The following is a 17,381-nucleotide window of genomic DNA, read 5'->3' as shown; positions in this document are numbered from 1 at the left end:
CGCGAACGAAGGCGGGCACCGTGAGCGCGAGGAGTGAGCCGCTCTTGCGAGCCCCGCAGTCGCGAACGAAGGCGGGCACCGTGAGCGCGAGGAGTGAGCCGCTCTTGCGAGCCCCGCAGTCGCGAACGAAGGCGGGCACCGTGAGCGCGAGGAGTGAGCCGCTCTTGCGAGCCCCGCAGTCGCGAACCGAGGTGGCACTGTGACGAGTCCGTGGACCGGGCCGGTGCTGGTCACCGGCACCGACACCGAGGTGGGCAAGACCGTGGTCACCGCGGCGATCGCGGCGGCCGCGCAGGCCGCCGGGCTGCGGGTCGCCGTCATCAAGCCCGGTCAAACCGGCACGGCCACCGGTGACCCCGGCGACGTCGACTCGGTGACCCGGCTGGCCGCCCCGCTCACCGGCCGCACCCTGGCCAGCTATCCGGACCCGCTCGCCCCGCTCGCCGCGGCCCGGGTGGCCGAGATGGAGCCACTGGAGCTCTACACCGCGGTCGACGCGATCCGGGAGGAGATCGACAAGCACGATCTGGTGCTCGTGGAGGGGGCCGGCGGGCTGCTCGTACCGATGGGGCTGCGGCCGTCGGGTGAGCCCTGGACGGTGGCCGACCTGGCGGTGGCGCTGGGCGCGCCGGCCGTGGTGGTGGCCCGCGCCGGCCTCGGCACGCTCAACCACACCGCGCTCACCCTGGAGGCGCTGGAACGGCGGGCGATCCCGGCCGGCGTGGTCATCGGCGCCTGGCCGGCCGAGCCGGAACTGGTGCACTGGGCCAACCTGACCGATCTGGTGCCCAGTCTGCTCGGCGCCCTGCCGATGGGTGCCGGGTCGATGGACCCGGGGGTGTTCCGCCGGTCCGCGCCGGGCTGGCTCACCCCGGCGCTGTACGGCGTCCTCGATGACTGGCGGGCCTGGGCCGAGGAGATCAGCTGAGCCCGGTCGGCTGATCGGCGAGGGGCCGGGTCAGCTGCGGCGGATCACGAAGGTGTCCGGCATCCGGAAGGTGAGGTTGTCCGGGCACCACGGCGGTCGGACCACGGTCACGCCGTCCAGGAGCGGTGCCGCCTCGGCGACCACCACCGCCGCCTCCATCCGGGCCAGTTGGGCGCCGACGCAGCGGTGCGCCCCCGCCCCGAACGCCAGGTGCCGGCGCGACCCGCGTTGCCCGGGCCGGAATTCGCCGGGCGCCGCCACCACCTCGGGATCCCGGCCGGCCCGCGCCAGCCAGGCGACGATGCTGGTGCCCGTTGGCACCGCCGTCCCGCCCAGCGTGGTGTCCACGGCGGCCACCCGTCGCCAGGTGACGATCGGCGGCTCCAGCCGCAGCCCCTCCTCGACCACGTCGGCCACCGCCACCTCGCCGGTGCGCAGCCCGGCGCGTACCTCCGGTTCGCCGGTGAGCCGGTGCAGCAGCAGGGTGAGGAACTGGGAGGTGGTCTCCTGGCCGGCGACCAGGAGGAAGAACAGCGCGCCGACCACCACGTCGGGGGAGTGCCCGGCGGCCCGGAGCCGGGCGGCCAGGCCACCACCGGTGGCGGCGAACTCCCGGAGCACGGGGTGGAAGCTGCCCACCTCGGCGGCGAGCGCCCGCTGTCGGTCGGCGTCCAGCGGTGCCCAGAACAGCTCCAGCGCGGCCCGCGCGAACTCCTTGACCGCAGCTACCGGGGCGTCCGGCAGCTCGACCAGGCGGGCCAGGACCAGCAGCGGCAGGTCGGCCACGAGGTCGGCGTACAGGTCGACCGTCTCGCCGGTGTCGAGGGCGGCGGTCAGCCGCGCCACCCGCTGCCGGACCAGCGCGGTCAGCCAGGGCTGCTGCGCCGCCACCCGGGTCGGATGCAGCGCGTCGGCGACGATGCCGCGGATCTCGGGGTGGCTGGCGCCCGAGTTGTTGGCCAGCGTCGGTGGCAGCCGGAACCGGTGTCCGGCGAGGATCCGCAGGGCGGTCACCGGAATCGGGGTGACCGCGTCGAGGGCGTTGTCCGGCCGGAAGGTGACCGGGTCGGTGAGCACCTGCTTGACCAGCGCGTGCCGGGTGACCACCAGGTGGCCCACGCCGACGTGGTCCAGCACGGTCGCCACGTCCGGCCACCGCGCGTTGACGGACTCCCCCCAGCCCCGGAACAGCACGCCGACACGCTAACGGGCGGCCCCCGGCAGCGCGGCGTTCAGCTCCCAGACGGTGGTGTGCTTCACCCGTACGCTCTCCAGCGCCTCCGGCACCGGCACGTCGTACGCGGCCAGCTCGCGGAACCGGTCGCGGGGCAGGAACGCCCGGCCCGGGTCGCCGACCAGCACCCGGGCCCCGGACCGGGCGGCCCGGAGCAGGAAGCGCAGCATCCGCTTCGCCATCGCCTCGCTGTAGAAGACGTCGCCGGCGAGCACCACCTCGGCGCCCCCGGCGTCCCCGTCGAGGATGTCGCCGAGCTCCGCGTCGACGCGTACCCCGTTGGCCTCGGCGTTGAGCGCGACGGCCGCGACGGCCCGCTCGTCGACCTCGACGGCGCGGACGGCGGCGGCGCCGGCCCGGGCCGCGGCGATGGCGACCAGGCCGGAGCCGGAGGCGAGGTCGAGCACCCGGCGGTCGGCGACCAGGTCGGGATGGTCGGTGACGTAGCGGGCCAGGGCCTGGCCGCCCGCCCAGGCGAAGGCCCAGAACGGTGGGGGCTGCGCGCTGTGGAACTCGCCCTCGGTCAGCTCCCACAGCCCGATCGGCTCGTCGGCCTGGTGCAGTCGCACCTCGGGGACGAAGGCGACCGGGGCGAGCCGGGCGTGCAGCCGGACGAAGGCCGCGGACAGGTCGGACACTCCGGTGATTCTGCCCGGGCGCGCTTCCCGGCGTGTCGCGGGGGAGGCGTGACCGGTTCACCACGAACGGTGACATCACCCCTCGCGGTTGGCGATCGGTGCGAACACGCCCGTCTACCGGCGGCCCCGGAGCGCTCATAGCGTTGCCGGGTGGACGCGGCCGACGGGAGGAGGAGGCGGTGGTGAGCGTGTGGCGGTACGCGCTGCGGATCGGGGTGGTGCTGAGCTGTCTCTCCGGCGCGGGTCTCGGTGCGGCCGTGCCGGCGCGGGCGGCTGCCGGCTTCGCCACCGAGTTGAGCGGACTGCCGGACGAGTTCACCGCCGGCGACCGGGTGGAGACCCTGTCCGCGGTGGTGTCCCGGTCCGACGGCGGCGGCTGTGTCAAGGTGCGGTGGTCGATGCTCCTGGGCGTGCAGGGGTTGCGGCTGGACCAGGTGAAGATCGACCGGGTGGAGGAGAGCGGCTCCTTCCCGCTGGAGATCCGTGCCGAGGGTGACGTGGCGCGGCTGACCGACCGGGAGCTCGATCCGGGCACCCTCTGCCCGGGCCGGACGGTCACCGCCCGCTACCGGGTGGCCTTCGCTGATGACGTCGTCCGGGGGCGGGTCAGCTTCGCCGCCGAGGCGTACGACGAGGATCTGCGCCTGCTCGCGCGGCAGACGGCGACCCGGCAGGTGGTCGGGGAGAAGGCGGAGGCGACGCCGAGCGCGGCGACGCCCGAGCCGTCGGAGAGCAGCGCCGAGCCGACCGCGCCGGCGACCGAGCCGTCGGACGCGGCGGAGGCGACCCCGAGCGACGAGGCCGTGGTCGAGCTGCCGCCGCCGGGGGCGGCCGGCCGACCGGTGGCTCAGGCCGGCAGCTTCGGGGTGGTGCAGGCGGCCTTCCTCCTCGGTGGACTGCTGCTCTTCCTCGGGGCGGGTCTGCTGGTGCGGCTGCGGCATCTGCTCCGGCCGGTCAAGGGTGCCGGGGATGATCCGGGCCTGGCGTTCGAGCGGCCCGGCCCGCGACAGCGGTGGCGGTAGGTCGGTCGCTGATCGGGGGTCGCCGGGGTCGGGAGGGAACTCCCGGCCCCGCCGCGTATCGGGCATCGTCAACTTTACAAAAACTAGCCTCTTGTAAAACCAGGCGGTGGCTGCCACAGTCGGGGAAGGAGTGCAGAGATCGGAGGCTGACGATGACGACCGGCACCGACGCGACCGTTCCACCCGTCGCCTGGCGGGACACCCGCAAGCCGCTCTGGCCGCTGGCCCTGCTCGTCCCGGTGCTGCCCTTCCTGGCCTGGCTCGCCTGGCGGGGGACCGGTGACGCCTGGGCGTGGTGGCTCACCCCGGCGGTCGTCTTCGGGGTGCTCCCGGTGGTCGACCTGCTGCTCGGCGACGACCGGCGCAACCCGCCGGAGGAGGTGGTGCCGCGGCTGGCCGCCGACGGGTACTACCGCTGGCTCACCTACCTCTACCTGCCCGCCCAGTACGCCGCGCTGGTGCTGTGCTGCGCCGTCTGGGCCCGCGGCGGGCTCCCCTGGATCGGCGCCGCCGGACTGGTCGCCACGGTCGGCGTGGTGAACGGCATCGCCATCAACACCGCGCACGAGCTGGGCCACAAGCGGGAGACGATGGAGCGCCGGCTCTCCAAGGTCGCCCTGACCCCGACCGGCTACGGGCACTTCTACGTCGAGCACAACCGGGGTCACCACACCCGGGTCGCCACCCCGGAGGACCCGGCCAGCTCCCGGCTGGGGGAGAGCTTCTGGGCGTTCTGGCCGCGTACCGTCTGGGGGAGCCTGCGCTCGGCCTGGCGGCTGGAGACCAGCCGGTTCCGCATCCGCGGTCGCAGCCTGTGGACGTGGCGCAACGACATCCTCAACGCCTGGGCGATGACCGTGCTGCTCTACGGCGCGCTGGTGCTCGTCTTCGGTCCCGGCGTGCTGATCTTCCTGCTGCTCCAGGCGGTGGTCGGCTTCTCCCTGCTCGAGGTGGTCAACTACCTGGAGCACTACGGGCTGGCCCGGCAACGCACCGTCGCCGGCCGGTACGAGAAGGTCGATCCCCGGCACAGCTGGAACAGCGACCGGACGGTCACCAACGTCTTCCTCTTCCAGCTCCAGCGGCACAGTGACCACCACGCGAATCCACTGCGCCGCTACCAGACGCTGCGCAGCTTCGACTCCTCGCCGCAGCTCCCCGCCGGCTACGCCACCATGGTGGTCGCCGCGGTGATCCCGCCGGTCTGGCGGCGGGTGATGGACCACCGGGTGCTCGCCCACTACGGCGGCGACCTGGAGCGGGCCAACGTCCACCCGCCGGCCCTGCGCCGGCTGCGGGAGCGTCAGCGCCGTCGGCCCGCGACCACCCCCGAGCCGTACGCCGGCTGACCCGCGCCAAACGCCGTATCCCGCGGCGTCCGGTCGCGGCGGGCGGTCAGGCCGGGGCCCAGTCCGGGTCCCGGCCGAAGGCCGCGATCAGCCGGTCCTGCTCGTCGGCGTCCGCCGGCACGTCCACCCCCGGCCGGACCAGCTGGCCGCGCTGGTAGTCCGACATTCGCTCGGCGAACCACCGGGCGCACTCGTGCACCGCGTCGGCGTCCATCCGCGGGTCTGCGCCGATCGCCACCGCCAGGTCCCAGCCGTGGACGAGGTGCTCGGCGAGGAGTTGGTGCAGGTACTCCTTCGCCGGCGTCTCCCCGATGGAGAGGTGGACGGTGGTGTCCAGGGCACCCGGATGGGTGGCCGCCAGCTCGGCCTGGGCCGCCGCCTCGCGGGCTATCCGGACCGGATCGGCGCCGAGCTGGTCGCCCTCGTAGCGGTCGCCGACCTGGTCGATGGTCCGGCCGGCCAGCAGCGCCACGCTCCACCGGTCCTCGCTCACCACGTGGTTCACCAGCTTGCGTACGTCCCAACCCGGGCACGGCGTCGGCTCCGACCACTGCCCGGGCCCGACCTGGCCGACCCGGTCGGTGAACTCGGCCAGGCTGCGTCGGTAGGTCTCCAGCAGGTCCATGCCGCCGATTGTCCCGGTCGGTCCGGCCGCACCGCGCGGTTTTGCCGGGCGTCCCGACCCGATTCCCTGACCAGCGAGATCATGGACGAGGGTCGGCGGCGCGCAGATGGGCCAGGCACAACGACGGCTCGACGAAGGGCTCCAGTCGGTCGGCGGCCAACGGCGCGCGTACCTCCCCCAGCACCCCACGCATCAGGCCCAGATGCAACGAGCACACCACCTCGCGATGCTCCGCGGCGACCTCCAGGAACGGGCAGTGCCGCAACGGCATCACCGGGTTCGCCGGATCACGGACCTCGCCGGGCGCGAAGCCGACGTCGGCCAGAACCGCCGACAGGCGACGCACACCCTCGGCGGCGTCGACCCGCTGGGACGGTGCCGGCCGGTCGGCCAGGTAGCGACCCCACGCCTCACCGGCCGTCACGGCGGCCTGGCTGGGGTCGGGCAGCGAACCCGCCACCACGCTGGTCAGCATCTCGGCCAGCAGCCGATAGCTGCGCTGACCCGCCGGCGCGTCGCTGGGAGCCGCCCGGTACACCATCCGGGGGCGACCGGGAACGGTCCGGCTCTCGGCCTCCCGCTCGGCAAGACCCGCATCGACCAACGCGTCGAGGTGGAACCGGGCCGTGTTCAGATGCAGGCCGGCACGCTGCGCGACGTCCTGGACCGGCATCGGTTCCCCGGCCGCGCGCAAGACGTTTAAGACCCGGGCGCGACTTTCGCCCAGCACCGGGGTCGCACCAGCATCCGTCAACATGCCCACCATTTTACCCGAGCAATTGGTAAAAACTAGGACGCAGCGTGGTGCCCGCCGGCTGGGAAGGCGGGGCGGAGGGTCGGTCCCCGGCCCCGCCTTCCGCCACCGGTCAGGTCGTCCGTCGGCGAATCGAGACCCACAGCGCCGCGACGGCAGTGACGAGAACCACGGCCTCGGCGAGGACGCAGAGTACGTCGATCAATCCGACCGCCTCGGCCTCACCGGCCTCCGGACCGAAGGGAAGGCCGACCGTGCGCGTGACGATCCACAGGCCGATCGCCACGGCGTTCACCAGAGCACCGACGAGCAGCACCGGCCGGCGTCGCGCGATCCAGACCGTGGCGGCCCAGATCAGCTGGAACGCCCCGAGCAGCGTGAAGAAGACGGCGTACACCACCCACTCGCTCCGGTGCTCCGGCACCACCGCGTAGTGGATCAGGCCGGCCAGTACCGAGGCCACGGTGACGATCGCGAACGGAAGGGTGTTGCGGAACCCGGTGACGGCGCTGGCCGGCGAGGTCGGGACGCTGTTCGTGGTTGAGGTGACGGTGGCGGTCACTGGGTGTCTCCTACCTGGAAGATGCCGACCGCGCCGCGGGACATGTTCATCATCTTGTGCGTGATGAACGGGTAGGTTCCGGCGTCGGGCAGGGTGAATTCGACGAAGCCGCCCTGAGTGGGCTGCAGGTCGAGGGTCTGTGAGCCCCCTTGCTCCGCGTTGCCGGGCTGCAACCGGTACGCGCCTTCCTTCCACACGGTGTCGAAGATCGTGCCGACCACGTGGAAGGCCATGTTCTGGTTGGGGCCGGCGTTGTCGAGCCAGACCCGGACGCGGGCGCCGGGAGCGACCTTGATCGGGGCGAAGGCGTACTGGTTGTAGTAGCCGTTGAAGACGACCGCGTCGTCGTTGCCCGTCATCATCTTCTTCAGGTCACCGGGCTGGCCCTGCGGTCCGAGGTTCAGCTCGGACTGGACGAGGACGATCTCCTTGTCCACCTTGTCGAGGTGCGGCGGGTCGACGACGACGGCGCCGTACATGCCGTTGCCCATGTGGTAGATCATCGGGTCGGCCCCGCAGTGGTACGTGAAGATGCCGGCGAACTGGGCCTTGAACTGGTAGTCCAGCGACCCACCGGGCTTGATCTTGCGCATCTGGACGTTCGGCGCGACCTTGGAGGCGTGGAAGTCGATGGAGTGCTCCATCGTGCCGTCGTTGACCAGGTGGACGTTGAACACGTCACCGACCTTGCCGTGCAGGATCGGGCCGGGGGCGGTTCCGTTGTAGGTCCACCGAACCTGCTTGACGCCCGGGGCGACCTCCATGGTCTTCTCCTGGACGTGCAGCGTGACGTTGTGCGTCGTGCCGCCCTCGACGGGCTGGAGCGTCGGGTCGACCGCCTTCCAGTCGGCGGACGGCTTGGCGCTGGCATCGATCGTCGCGTCGTTACCACCGCTGGTGCTGCCCGCGGCGCTGCCACCGGCCGCGGCCTGAGCCTGCTCGCCCTCGACGTTGACCGCGAGCAGCATGCCGGCGTCCTTGTGGCCCGACACCAGGCACCATGCCTGGGTGGACCGGCTGATGACACCCCAGTGGAAGGTCGACGACCTGCCCGGGTCGAGCATCGGGGCGTCCGCACCCTCCGGCGCGAGCGTGTGCTGCTGATTTCCCTTGTTGATGACGTTGACCGTCACGTCCGCGCCGCGCGGCACGCTGATCGAGGCGGGCTTGACGTACATGTCGCCCAGCTCGATGTCGAAGCTGAGCTTCTTGCCGGCACCCGGAGCGGACATACCGGCGCCGGCGGCGGACGTCTGCCCCGAGGCGGCCATGCTCAGGGCGTTGCCCGGCCGGGCGACCGCGATGAAGACGAATCCGACGAGCAGGCCCAGCGCGACGCCGCCGGTGAGCATCGGGAACAGGGAGCCGAACCACGCCGCGATGCCACCGCGGCCGGCCGAGTTCGGGGGTAGCGGTCCCGGGGAGTCCGGTACCGGGGGGCTTGATGAGTTGACGGGCACGGCAAGACCTCCGAATCGCATGACATGCACAGGGGGAAGGAAGAGGCGGGAACTGGTCTCCGAGCGAGGGGCCGCTACCCGCGGTCAGGAGATGCGCATCTCCGTGAACAGGCCGAACATTCCCTGCGCCCCTTCCGAGTGCGGGAAGATGTGGCAGTGGAACGCCCAGGTGCCCTTGGCGTCGGCGTGGACCAGGACGGTGTAGCGCTCCCCGGGTGACACCGGGACGGTGTCGGCCTTGTACGGCGCCGGCAGGGGGAACCCGTCCTTGGCGATCACCAGTTGGTCGACGCCGTGCAGGTGCATCGGGTGCTCTATGGTGCCCACGTTGATGTACGTGATCTCGACCCAGTCGCCGAGGTGCGCGTCGATCGGCTTGGTGGCCGGGAACGACTTCCCGTTGATCGTCATGCCGATCGTGCCGGCGTCCTGCAACTGCATCAGGACGACCTGGTTCGGCTTGATGTTGTCCGGCGTCGGGATGTCACCCACCTCGATGGCGCCGTACAGACCGCTGGTCACCTGCTTGGTGCCGTCGTGGTGCGAGTGGTACCAGGTGACCATCGGCCGCGTCGCGTCCCAGGTGTACGTGAAGCTCTTGCCCGGTGGGATCGGGTCCTGAGTCACGTCGGACACGCCGTCCATGTTGTTGGGCACCTGCATGCCGTGCCAGTGCACGCTGGTCGACTCGGGCAGCTTGTTGTCGACCACGACCTTGACCTTGTCGCCGACGTTCACATGGATCGTCGGGCCCGGCACCGTTCCGTTGAAGGCCCAGGCGTCGACGGTCTTGCCCGGCTCGATCTCCCATTTGGTCGGGGCGGCGGTGAGGTGGAACTCCTTGGTGCCGTCCGCGAGCACGGTGGGGGCGAGGTCCTTGCCACCTTCGCCCTTGGTGGCCGCGGGGAACGACTTGTCCCGCTTGGCCATCTGCTCGTCCATGGTCTTCCAGTCCATGGCTGCGCCGCTGCCCGAGCCCGACATGGGGGACGAGTCGGACGAGGCCGCGGTGCCGGACGTGGTGCCGGCATCGGTCATCCCGGACGTCCCGGCTGGGGCGCCTGGCGCGAGCCAGACCGGGACCGCGAGGGCAGTGGCGAAGGCCACCGTCATTGCTAGTAGCTGGTTCCTGAACATGGCACCCTCTCTGGGTGGCTTTTGCACTAGTGCCTTAGTTTTTACTAGAGACATCGTTAAAAAGGAACTGAGAGGGCAGTCACAGGGTTCGTGCAGGCAGATCCCAGGCCGCGGCGCCAGCCGGCGGAGGGCCGCCGGAATACCCCGGCCGATGGGCGGGTTGACCCATAGCGGACGAGGTCACCCCGTCCGGGGGCGCGCCGAGGGGTACCCCGATTTGGCAACCGTTCCGGGCCTCGGCTAAAGTTCTCATCCGTCACCGGGTTACACCGGGGGCACGCGGACGTAGCGCAGCTGGTAGCGCATCACCTTGCCAAGGTGAGGGTCGCGGGTTCGAATCCCGTCGTCCGCTCGGAGATGCCGCCACGCATGTCGGGGGCAACCTCGGTGGAGTGGCCGAGAGGCGAGGCAACGGCCTGCAAAGCCGTGTACACGGGTTCAAATCCCGTCTCCACCTCGGCAGTAGACGAGGGCGATTGGCGCAGTGGGAGCGCGCTTCCTTGACACGGAAGAGGTCACTGGTTCAAACCCAGTATCGCCCACCAGATGAGCAGGTCAGAAGGCTCGTCACCGGACAACCGGTGACGAGCCTTTTCTGTTTCGCCCCGTCACGTCGAGGCGGTCAGCAGCGCCTCCGCCACGGCCGTCCGGTTGCTCAGCAGCGACCGACCCTGCCGGTGCGTCACCACCAGACCGGCCGCGCGCAGCGCGGTGAGGTGCTGCGACACACCCGCCGGGGAGAGTCCCGTCCGGCGGGCCAGCTCGGTGGTCGACCGGGGAGCGTCCAGCTCGGCGAGGAGCCGGGCCCGGCCCCTGCCCAGCACGGCGACCAGCGCGTCCGGCGCCGCCGGCGGGCACTCCCAGAGCGTGCCGAGACCCCGTGCCGGATACGCCAGCTGGGGCACGTCCCCCGCCGCGATACTGAGCACGGACGGCCAGACGAAGACCGACGGGACCAGGACCAGCCCGGTGCCGTCCGGCACGTCGGGGGCGAGGCAGTGCCCCTGGCTGATCCGCAGGCCGTCGCCCTCCCAGCGGACCCGCTCGTGCAGGTCGTTCAGCAGCCCGGCCGCGCCGTCCTCCGCCAGCAGGCGGGCCCGCCGGAACACCTCCGCATCGAGCAGCGCCCGGATGCGCGGCCAGCCCGGGGCCAACGCCAGCCGCCAGTACGCCGCGATCTCGTCGGCGAGCCGGAGCAACCCGTCCTCCGGCTCGGCGTACAGGGCGGCCAGCACCGGGGGTCGGGCACCGGGGTAGAGGTCGAGGTGGGCGCGGACCGTACCGGGTGGGGTGGCGCGCAGTACGTCCAGTTCCGCACCCAGCTCAGGGGCCAGGCCGACCGGTGGTGGGGTGAGGAAGTCGGCCAGGTAGCCCGGCCCGGACGGGACGAGCTGCCAGAGCAGGCCGCCGTTCGGGCCGACCAGCCCGGCCTCGACGAGGCGCGGCCGGACCCGGTTGACCCACGGCAGGTGGATCGCATGCTCACCCGGGTCGCGGAGCACCCGCACGCTGGCGACGACCTCCCAGAGACAGGAGAGCGCGAAGCGGACCCGGGCGACGGCACCGGCGGACAGCCCGATCGCGACCACGCCGCCTCCTTCGTTTCAGCCGGGACTGAAACATTACGGCCGTGCGCCCCGCAGACCCAGACTGGCCGGGTGAACGATCAGCACAGTCAAGCCCGCCACTTCCGTTCCCTCCACGTACCCGGCGAACCGCTGGTCCTGGTCAACGCCTGGGACGCGGCCAGCGCCCGGATCGTTGCCGCGGCCGGCGCCCGCGCGGTCGCCACCACCAGCGCCGGGGTCGCCTGGAGTCTCGGTGCCCCGGACGGCGACGCCCTCGGCCGCAAGGCAGCCGTCGACCTGATCCAGCGGGTCGTCGCCGCCGTGCCGCTGCCGGTCACCGCCGACGTCGAATCCGGGTACGGCGACCGCCCCGACGAGGTCGCCGCGACCGTCCAGGAGGTGATCGCGGCGGGCGCCGTCGGCGTGAACATCGAGGACGCCCGGCACGCCGGGGGCGCGCCGCTGCGCCCGGTCGACGAGCAGTGCGCCCGACTCGCCGCCGTCCGGGCCGCCGCAGACCGGGCCGAGGTGCCGCTGTACGTCAACGCGCGGGTGGACACCTTCCTGCGCGGTGTCGGCGGTGTCGGGGAAACGGTGGCGCGTGCCCGGGCGTACCTGGCGGCGGGTGCCGACGGGGTGTTCGTGCCCGGAGCGGTCGACCCGGAGACCGTCGCTGCCCTGGTGGCGGCGATCCCGGCCCCGCTGAACGTGCTGGCTGGGCCGGGCGCCCCGCCGGTGCCGGAACTGGCCCGCCTCGGCGTGGCCCGGGTCAGCCTCGGCTCCTCGGTCGCCGAGGCCGCGTACGCGGTGGCTCGCCGGGCCGCCGAGGAGGCATTCGGCACCGGGACGTACGCCGCGCTCGCCGACGCCCTCGACTACCAGGCGTTGAACGAGCTCATGCGCGGCTGAGGCGCCAGACAGGCGAGGGGTGCCGGCCGTCGGGCCGGCACCCCCTCGGTGCTCAGATGTCCGGGACCGCCTGAGGGCCACCGGTCGGTCGGGTCACAGCGGCGGGCCCACGTCCCGGCGCTCCTCGACCCGCCGGTACTCCACCGGCTCGGCCGTGGTGACCACCTCGCGGCGGCGACCCCAGACCAGCGTCGTCATGATGAGACCGAGCACGCCGGCCGCCATCAGGATCCAGCCCACGACGTCGAGGTTGACCCCGCCGATGCTGGCGTCGAGCGCGAACGTGAGGATCGCGCCGACCGCGATCAGGAAGATGCTCGTACCGATTCCCACGACAGCCTCCTTCAGGGGGATGCGGTGTGCTGTCGAGAGGAGTCAGTACCCCGTCGGTCACCAGCGCAATCACCTGCCTGTGGCGGCGGTCACCCGGCTGGCGGCTCGCCGGCGGGCTCCAGCGGATCGAACAGGGCCAGCTCTTCCGGTGTCGGGTGCTGGTAGAAGCGGCGGGCGGCCGCCAGTTCGGCGTCGAAGATGCCGAACGTTCCGGGCGGCAGCTCGGCGTTGCGGCGGGAAAGCCGGCGGCGGATCTCCTCCTCAGGCGGATCGAGCACGCAGAGCACCACCCGGGCGCCCACCGCGCGGGCGCCGAGCCGGTAGTGGTCCCGCTCCTCGCGCGCCCAGAGACCCCAGTCCAGCACCACGTCGCACCCGAGCTCCAGAACCCGCCGCGCGGTGCGCCACTGGACCCGCTCCACCCCGTCCCGGTACGCGTCGAGCGCCGCCCCGGTCGCCGGGTAGCCGAGGTCGTGCAGCCATTCGTCGGCGGTGAGCCGCAGCGCCCCGTACCGCTGCTCCAACCGGCGGGCCAGGGTGGTCTTGCCGGCACCCTGAACCCCGCAGGTCAGAAAGAGCGTCGCCACCTCGGTGACGCGACCGGCCAGCGCGTCGCGGGGTCTGCCGAACGACGATCTTGTCATCGGGTACAGTTCTCCCAGTCGCTGACGAAAGCCGGCGGCACGCGGACGTAGCGCAGCTGGTAGCGCATCACCTTGCCAAGGTGAGGGTCGCGGGTTCGAATCCCGTCGTCCGCTCGCGATCCGCCCCTCACGGGGCCGACCGCCGCCGGTGTCTCCACCCGGCGAGCGCGCGGGCGATTGGCGCAGTGGGAGCGCGCTTCCTTGACACGGAAGAGGTCACTGGTTCAAACCCAGTATCGCCCACTCCTGACGATCGGCCCGGCTCACTGAGCTGGGCCTTTTCGCATCGTCAACTCCCTCCGCACGGTGGGTCCCTCCTTCGGACAACGCAACGGTGAGGGTCAGCAAAGTGTCGCCGTACGTGCGCGACCGGCCCCGTCCGACTGGCCACATCGGCCGGTCCGCTCGACCTGAGGGCAGGCACAAGATGCGCCCAACGGGCCATGGAACGGCACGCTTCGCCCGTGCCAGGGTGAGAACTCACGGACCAGGGAGGCGATCGCATGCGGTCAGGTACCGGACGAGGCTGGAGGCGTGCGGTCGGTCGACTCGGTGTCGTTGCGCTGATGGCGGCCGCGGGCATCGTGGTCGGCGGCTCGCCGGTCCAGGCGACCGCCACCCGGACGGTGGCGTTCTGGAGCATGGACGAGCCGACGGGGGCGACCGTGCTGAAGGACAGCAGCGGCAACGGCCGGGACGGCACGGTCGGCTCCGAGGTGGTGACCGGGGCGCTCTACGCCGGGTCGACGGGCCACCGGTTCGCCACCCACCTGCCCAGCGACATGGAGTACGTCCCGGGTCATGTCAACCTGGTTCCGCACAGCACCGACTTCAACCCGGACGCGGGGGACTTCTCCTTCACCATCCGCTACCGCACCACGTACTCCTTCGGGAACATCCTCCAGAAGGGACAGGGCGCGACGGCGGGCGGCTACTGGAAGTTCGAGGCCCCCAGCGGCATGCCGAGGTGCATGTTCCGCGGCGGTGACGGCTCGACCCGCACCGGCTACACCGACGTGTCGATCGCCGACGGGCAGTGGCACACCGTCACCTGCAACCGCACCTCCACGTACGTCGAGATGTACGTCGACGGGGTACGGACCAGCCGGCTGACCGGGCCGACCGGCACCATTGCGAACAGCTGGCAGCTCTCCATCGGCGGCAAGAGCTCCTGCGACGGCGTGAAGGTCACCTGCGACTACTTCGCCGGCGACATCGACTACGTCAAGATCCTCAAGGGCTCGGGCGGCGCCGTCAACCAGCCGCCGGTCGCGGACATCGCCCCGTCCTGCTCCGGGCTGGTCTGCACGTTCTCCGGAGCCGGCTCCACCGACGCGGACGGCGCCGTCCAGGACTACCGCTGGGACTTCGGCGACGGATCCACCGCCGACACCGCCTCCGTGCCGACCACCTCCCACACGTACGCGGCGGCCGGCACCTACCCGGTCACCGTCACCGTCACCGACGACCGGGGCGCCACGGGCACCGCCACCAGGGAGGTCACGGTCGCGCCGGTCGCCGAGCGGATCTCCTTCGTCGGGCAGGCCACCGCGAACGCCAACTGGACCAGCCACTCCGTGGCGGTCCCGTCGTCCGTCCAGGCGGGGGACACGCTGCTGCTCTTCCTCAGCCAGAACACCCACGCCGGCACCGGACAACCGACCGGGGTCACCGGCTGGACGCAGCTCGACCGACTGGACGGCGGCTTCGCCACCACCACCGCATGGTGGAAGGTCGCGGCCGCTGGGGACGCCGGATCGACGGTACAGGTCACCCTCGACGCGCAGTCCAAGGGCAACCTCGTGGTGGCCGGGTATCGGGGTGTCGACCCGGCGCAGCCCATTGAGGCGCTCGGCCGCGCCACCGACACCGCCAGCTCGGCCACCCGGATCACCCCGTACGCCCCGGTGACGGCGGCGCAGAGCTGGGGCGTGTCGTACTGGATGCACGGTGACGGGCTCTCCACCGCGCTGACCCCGCCGCCCGGCGTCGACGTACGCAGCAACAGCTCGCAGAGCGGCGGCGGTCGGGTCACGGTCCTGCTCGCCGACTCGGGTAGCACGGTTCCCACCGGCAGCTACGGCGGTCTGACCGCGACCGGCGCCGCGGCCAGCACCACCACGACCACCTGGACGGTCATCCTCCGCCCGGCGGCGTGACCTCGCACCTACCGCGGGTGTCGGTGCATCTGGATACGCCGCTGGCCGGCACCCCGTCAGGGATGCCGGCCAGCGGTGTTTGCTTGGGTCAGCTGTTCCAGTGCTGGGCGACCAGGTCGGCGGCCTGCTGCTCCCACTGGGAGTAGGCGTCCGGGTAGGCCGACACCTGCACCGTCTGCGCGGCCTCGGTCAGGGGCATGTCCTGCCACCCGTCGACCTGCTTGAGGCCCTTGAGGAAGGCGGTGGTGGAGTACTCGGGGTCGGTGATCTGCTCCGGCGTACCCCAACCACTGGAGGGGCGCTGCTGGAACAGGCCCAGCGAGTCGTGGTCGTTGCGGTCACCCAGGTGACCCAGGTTCTCCAGCTTCGACTCCTGCAGGCTGGTGCCGATGGAGATGACCGCGGCCCGCTCCGGCATACCGGCCTTCTTCGTCGCCGCGATGATCGCCTTCGCATTACCAACCTGCTCGTCGTTCAGGGTGATCGTCGACTGCGCGCCCTGCACACCGTGCGGGATCAGCTTGGCGGTGTCCACGGCCGGCTTGTCGGCCTGCACCGCAACGACCGGGGTGAGGGCGGTGGTGGTCGGGGTGGTGTCGTGGTGGTTCAGCGGACCGGCGGCCAGACCACCGGCGAACGCGAGACCAGCAACACCAAGAACGCTCTTACGGAAGATCGTGTTCATGGAAAGCTCCATTCGGGGGTCGGCGCACGCCCGATGGGGGTCGGGAACCATGCGCAAGCACCGTCAGGCGCTCGAAAAGCAAAAGGGGAAAGTCTCTGTCCGGGTCGACCGCGGGGCGGGGCCTCTTCGCGGCGCCGGGACCATGTGTAACGACCGGCGGCCCGCCAACATTCCGGCCCGGGCCCATCCACCAGCCCCCTCGATCCGGGCCGGTACTCGATCGTCCGGCATGTGTAACGCCCCCGGCCCGGCCACGATTCCGTCGTCAGGGTGCCGCCGGTCACGCCCACAAACCGGACATCGGCCCCAGACGCCTCAGCCAGCCAGCCGGTGCAGGACCTCCTTCTGCCCACGGCAGATCCGCCGACCGTGAACAGTGCGCCGCGGACCACCCCCAGGCGGCAGGCTGAACCCATGAGACTGCTGATGCTGGGCGGAACGGGATTTGTCGGCGGGGCCACCGTGACCGAGGCGGTACGTCGCGGCTGGGCGGTCACGGTGTTCAACCGGGGCCTGCACGGCAAGGTGCCCGACGGCGTACACCGGTTGCGGGGTGATCGGACGGCGGCGGACGGGTTGTCCGAGCTGGCCGGGGGGCAGTGGGACGTCGTGGTGGACACCTGGGACGGCGCGCCCCGGGCGGTGCGGGACGCGGCGCGGGCGCTGGCCGGCTCGGTGGGCCACTACGTCTACGTCTCCAGCGGCTCGGTCTACGCCGAGCCGGTCGAGCCGGGCTCGGACGAGGACGCACCGACCGTGGCGGCGGACGCCGACGCGCTCGACGGGGACTACCCGAGGTTGAAGGCGGGCGGGGAGCGGGCCGCCGTCGAGGTCCTCGGCGACCGGGCACTGCTGGCCCGGGCCGGGCTGATCCTCGGGCCGGGGGAGGACATCGGGCGGCTGCCCTGGTGGCTGAACCGGATCGCCCGCGGTGGCGAGGTGCTGGCGCCCGGCCCGCGGGACCTGCCGCTCCAGTACGTCGACGTGCGGGACCTGGCGGCCTGGCTGCTGGACCGGGGCGCGGAGGGGCTCGCCGGGGCGTACAACGTGGTGAGTCGGACCGGGCACACGACGATGAGTGAGCTGCTGGACGCGGCCATCACGGTGACCGGCTCGGGCGCGGTGCTGCGCTGGACGGATCCGGAGCCGATCCTGGCGGCCGGCGTCGTGCCCTGGAACGACCTGCCGATCTGGATCCCGCTCGGGCACGAGTACCGGTGGTTGCAGGAGCGGGGCGTGGAGCGGGCGTACGCGGCGGGGCTGGTCTGCCGTCCGGTGGCCGAGACGGTCGCGGACACCTGGCACTGGCTGCGCGAGGTGGGGCGGGTGCCGCCGCGCGCCGGCCGGCGCGCGCGGGCCGCGGTGGGCCTGGAC

At 72.1% G+C, this 17,381-nt stretch carries 17 protein-coding genes and 5 tRNA genes; 11 read left to right on the top strand and 11 right to left on the bottom strand.

The window, feature by feature from the left end:
* Positions 1 to 223: 223 nt before the first annotated feature.
* A complete protein-coding gene (gene bioD, locus DKL51_RS23490; protein ID WP_109945757.1) occupies positions 224 to 928 on the top strand; it encodes a dethiobiotin synthase in 705 nt (234 codons plus the stop codon).
* 30 nt (positions 929 to 958) lie between these two features.
* Here the strand turns inward: bioD and DKL51_RS23485 are convergent, their stop codons facing one another.
* Together DKL51_RS23485 and DKL51_RS23480 are read right to left on the bottom strand one after the other, a co-directional pair.
* On the bottom strand, positions 959 to 2,122 hold the full coding sequence (locus DKL51_RS23485; RefSeq protein WP_124812495.1) for a cytochrome P450: 1,164 nt from the start codon (positions 2,120 to 2,122) through the stop codon (positions 959 to 961).
* 9 nt (positions 2,123 to 2,131) lie between these two features.
* Positions 2,132 to 2,800, bottom strand: a complete 669-nt coding sequence (locus DKL51_RS23480) for a class I SAM-dependent methyltransferase (protein ID WP_109945759.1) — start codon at positions 2,798 to 2,800, stop codon at positions 2,132 to 2,134.
* Between the two features lie 182 nt (positions 2,801 to 2,982).
* On the opposite strand from DKL51_RS23480, the gene DKL51_RS23475 reads away from it, so the two are divergent.
* Both DKL51_RS23475 and DKL51_RS23470 read left to right on the top strand, forming a co-directional pair.
* The gene (locus DKL51_RS23475) at positions 2,983 to 3,822 is read left to right on the top strand and encodes a RodZ family helix-turn-helix domain-containing protein (protein ID WP_260428635.1); all 840 of its coding nucleotides are present in this window, start codon (positions 2,983 to 2,985) and stop codon (positions 3,820 to 3,822) included.
* Between the two features lie 152 nt (positions 3,823 to 3,974).
* On the top strand, positions 3,975 to 5,171 hold the full coding sequence (locus DKL51_RS23470; RefSeq protein WP_124812493.1) for an alkane 1-monooxygenase: 1,197 nt from the start codon (positions 3,975 to 3,977) through the stop codon (positions 5,169 to 5,171).
* Positions 5,172 to 5,217: 46 nt separating this feature from the next.
* Here the strand turns inward: DKL51_RS23470 and DKL51_RS23465 are convergent, their stop codons facing one another.
* The 5 genes from DKL51_RS23465 to DKL51_RS23445 form a co-directional block, all read right to left on the bottom strand.
* Positions 5,218 to 5,796: a TIGR03086 family metal-binding protein gene (locus DKL51_RS23465; RefSeq protein ID WP_109945762.1), complete on the bottom strand. Its 579-nt coding sequence runs from the start codon at positions 5,794 to 5,796 to the stop codon at positions 5,218 to 5,220.
* A 79-nt stretch (positions 5,797 to 5,875) separates the two neighbouring features.
* Positions 5,876 to 6,553 (bottom strand): helix-turn-helix transcriptional regulator, encoded by a 678-nt coding sequence (locus DKL51_RS23460; RefSeq protein ID WP_207783903.1) that lies wholly within the window; start codon positions 6,551 to 6,553, stop codon positions 5,876 to 5,878.
* Positions 6,554 to 6,662: 109 nt separating this feature from the next.
* Positions 6,663 to 7,112, bottom strand: coding sequence for a hypothetical protein (locus tag DKL51_RS23455; protein ID WP_124812491.1), 450 nt, complete (start codon positions 7,110 to 7,112; stop codon positions 6,663 to 6,665).
* The gene (locus DKL51_RS23450) at positions 7,109 to 8,464 is read right to left on the bottom strand and encodes a multicopper oxidase domain-containing protein (protein WP_124812490.1); all 1,356 of its coding nucleotides are present in this window, start codon (positions 8,462 to 8,464) and stop codon (positions 7,109 to 7,111) included. The genes DKL51_RS23455 and DKL51_RS23450 overlap by 4 nt, the downstream gene beginning before the upstream one ends.
* Before the next feature lie 192 nt (positions 8,465 to 8,656).
* The gene (locus DKL51_RS23445) at positions 8,657 to 9,529 is read right to left on the bottom strand and encodes a multicopper oxidase family protein (protein WP_185734898.1); all 873 of its coding nucleotides are present in this window, start codon (positions 9,527 to 9,529) and stop codon (positions 8,657 to 8,659) included.
* A gap of 459 nt (positions 9,530 to 9,988) precedes the next feature.
* Here DKL51_RS23445 and DKL51_RS23440 point away from each other — a divergent pair.
* From DKL51_RS23440 to DKL51_RS23430, 3 genes are all read left to right on the top strand, one after another.
* Positions 9,989 to 10,061 (top strand) — tRNA-Gly (locus tag DKL51_RS23440).
* 34 nt (positions 10,062 to 10,095) lie between these two features.
* Positions 10,096 to 10,166 (top strand) — tRNA-Cys (locus DKL51_RS23435).
* A gap of 13 nt (positions 10,167 to 10,179) precedes the next feature.
* Positions 10,180 to 10,254 (top strand) — tRNA-Val (locus DKL51_RS23430).
* 63 nt (positions 10,255 to 10,317) lie between these two features.
* Here DKL51_RS23430 and DKL51_RS23425 read toward each other — a convergent pair.
* Complete coding sequence (locus DKL51_RS23425; protein WP_124812488.1) at positions 10,318 to 11,298, bottom strand: ArsR/SmtB family transcription factor; 981 nt, start codon at positions 11,296 to 11,298, stop codon at positions 10,318 to 10,320.
* Positions 11,299 to 11,367: 69 nt separating this feature from the next.
* On the opposite strand from DKL51_RS23425, the gene DKL51_RS23420 reads away from it, so the two are divergent.
* Complete coding sequence (locus tag DKL51_RS23420) at positions 11,368 to 12,186, top strand: isocitrate lyase/PEP mutase family protein (RefSeq protein WP_124812487.1); 819 nt, start codon at positions 11,368 to 11,370, stop codon at positions 12,184 to 12,186.
* 93 nt (positions 12,187 to 12,279) lie between these two features.
* Here the strand turns inward: DKL51_RS23420 and DKL51_RS23415 are convergent, their stop codons facing one another.
* Both DKL51_RS23415 and DKL51_RS23410 read right to left on the bottom strand, forming a co-directional pair.
* The gene (locus DKL51_RS23415; RefSeq protein ID WP_109945769.1) at positions 12,280 to 12,519 is read right to left on the bottom strand and encodes a DUF6458 family protein; all 240 of its coding nucleotides are present in this window, start codon (positions 12,517 to 12,519) and stop codon (positions 12,280 to 12,282) included.
* 89 nt (positions 12,520 to 12,608) lie between these two features.
* Positions 12,609 to 13,163 (bottom strand): P-loop nucleotide/nucleoside kinase family protein, encoded by a 555-nt coding sequence (locus DKL51_RS23410; protein ID WP_124812486.1) that lies wholly within the window; start codon positions 13,161 to 13,163, stop codon positions 12,609 to 12,611.
* A gap of 41 nt (positions 13,164 to 13,204) precedes the next feature.
* Here DKL51_RS23410 and DKL51_RS23405 point away from each other — a divergent pair.
* The 3 genes from DKL51_RS23405 (at position 13,205) to DKL51_RS23395 (ending at position 15,322) form a co-directional block, all read left to right on the top strand.
* A tRNA-Gly gene (locus tag DKL51_RS23405) sits at positions 13,205 to 13,277 on the top strand.
* Positions 13,278 to 13,334: 57 nt separating this feature from the next.
* A tRNA-Val gene (locus tag DKL51_RS23400) sits at positions 13,335 to 13,406 on the top strand.
* 323 nt (positions 13,407 to 13,729) lie between these two features.
* Positions 13,730 to 15,322 (top strand): PKD domain-containing protein, encoded by a 1,593-nt coding sequence (locus tag DKL51_RS23395; protein ID WP_260428634.1) that lies wholly within the window; start codon positions 13,730 to 13,732, stop codon positions 15,320 to 15,322.
* A gap of 88 nt (positions 15,323 to 15,410) precedes the next feature.
* Here DKL51_RS23395 and DKL51_RS23390 read toward each other — a convergent pair whose 3' ends face one another.
* The gene (locus DKL51_RS23390) at positions 15,411 to 16,007 is read right to left on the bottom strand and encodes a hypothetical protein (RefSeq protein WP_124812484.1); all 597 of its coding nucleotides are present in this window, start codon (positions 16,005 to 16,007) and stop codon (positions 15,411 to 15,413) included.
* Positions 16,008 to 16,421: 414 nt separating this feature from the next.
* On the opposite strand from DKL51_RS23390, the gene DKL51_RS23385 reads away from it, so the two are divergent.
* Positions 16,422 to 17,381, top strand: a 960-nt coding sequence (locus tag DKL51_RS23385) for an NAD-dependent epimerase/dehydratase family protein (RefSeq protein WP_124812483.1), incomplete at its 3' end; no start/stop codon positions are given.

The organism is Micromonospora globispora (genome assembly GCF_003857015.1).
Lineage (GTDB): Bacteria > Actinomycetota > Actinomycetes > Mycobacteriales > Micromonosporaceae > Micromonospora > Micromonospora globispora.
The sequence above is the reverse complement of the archived record's forward strand: the minus strand, read 5'-3'. Positions and strand labels throughout refer to the sequence as shown.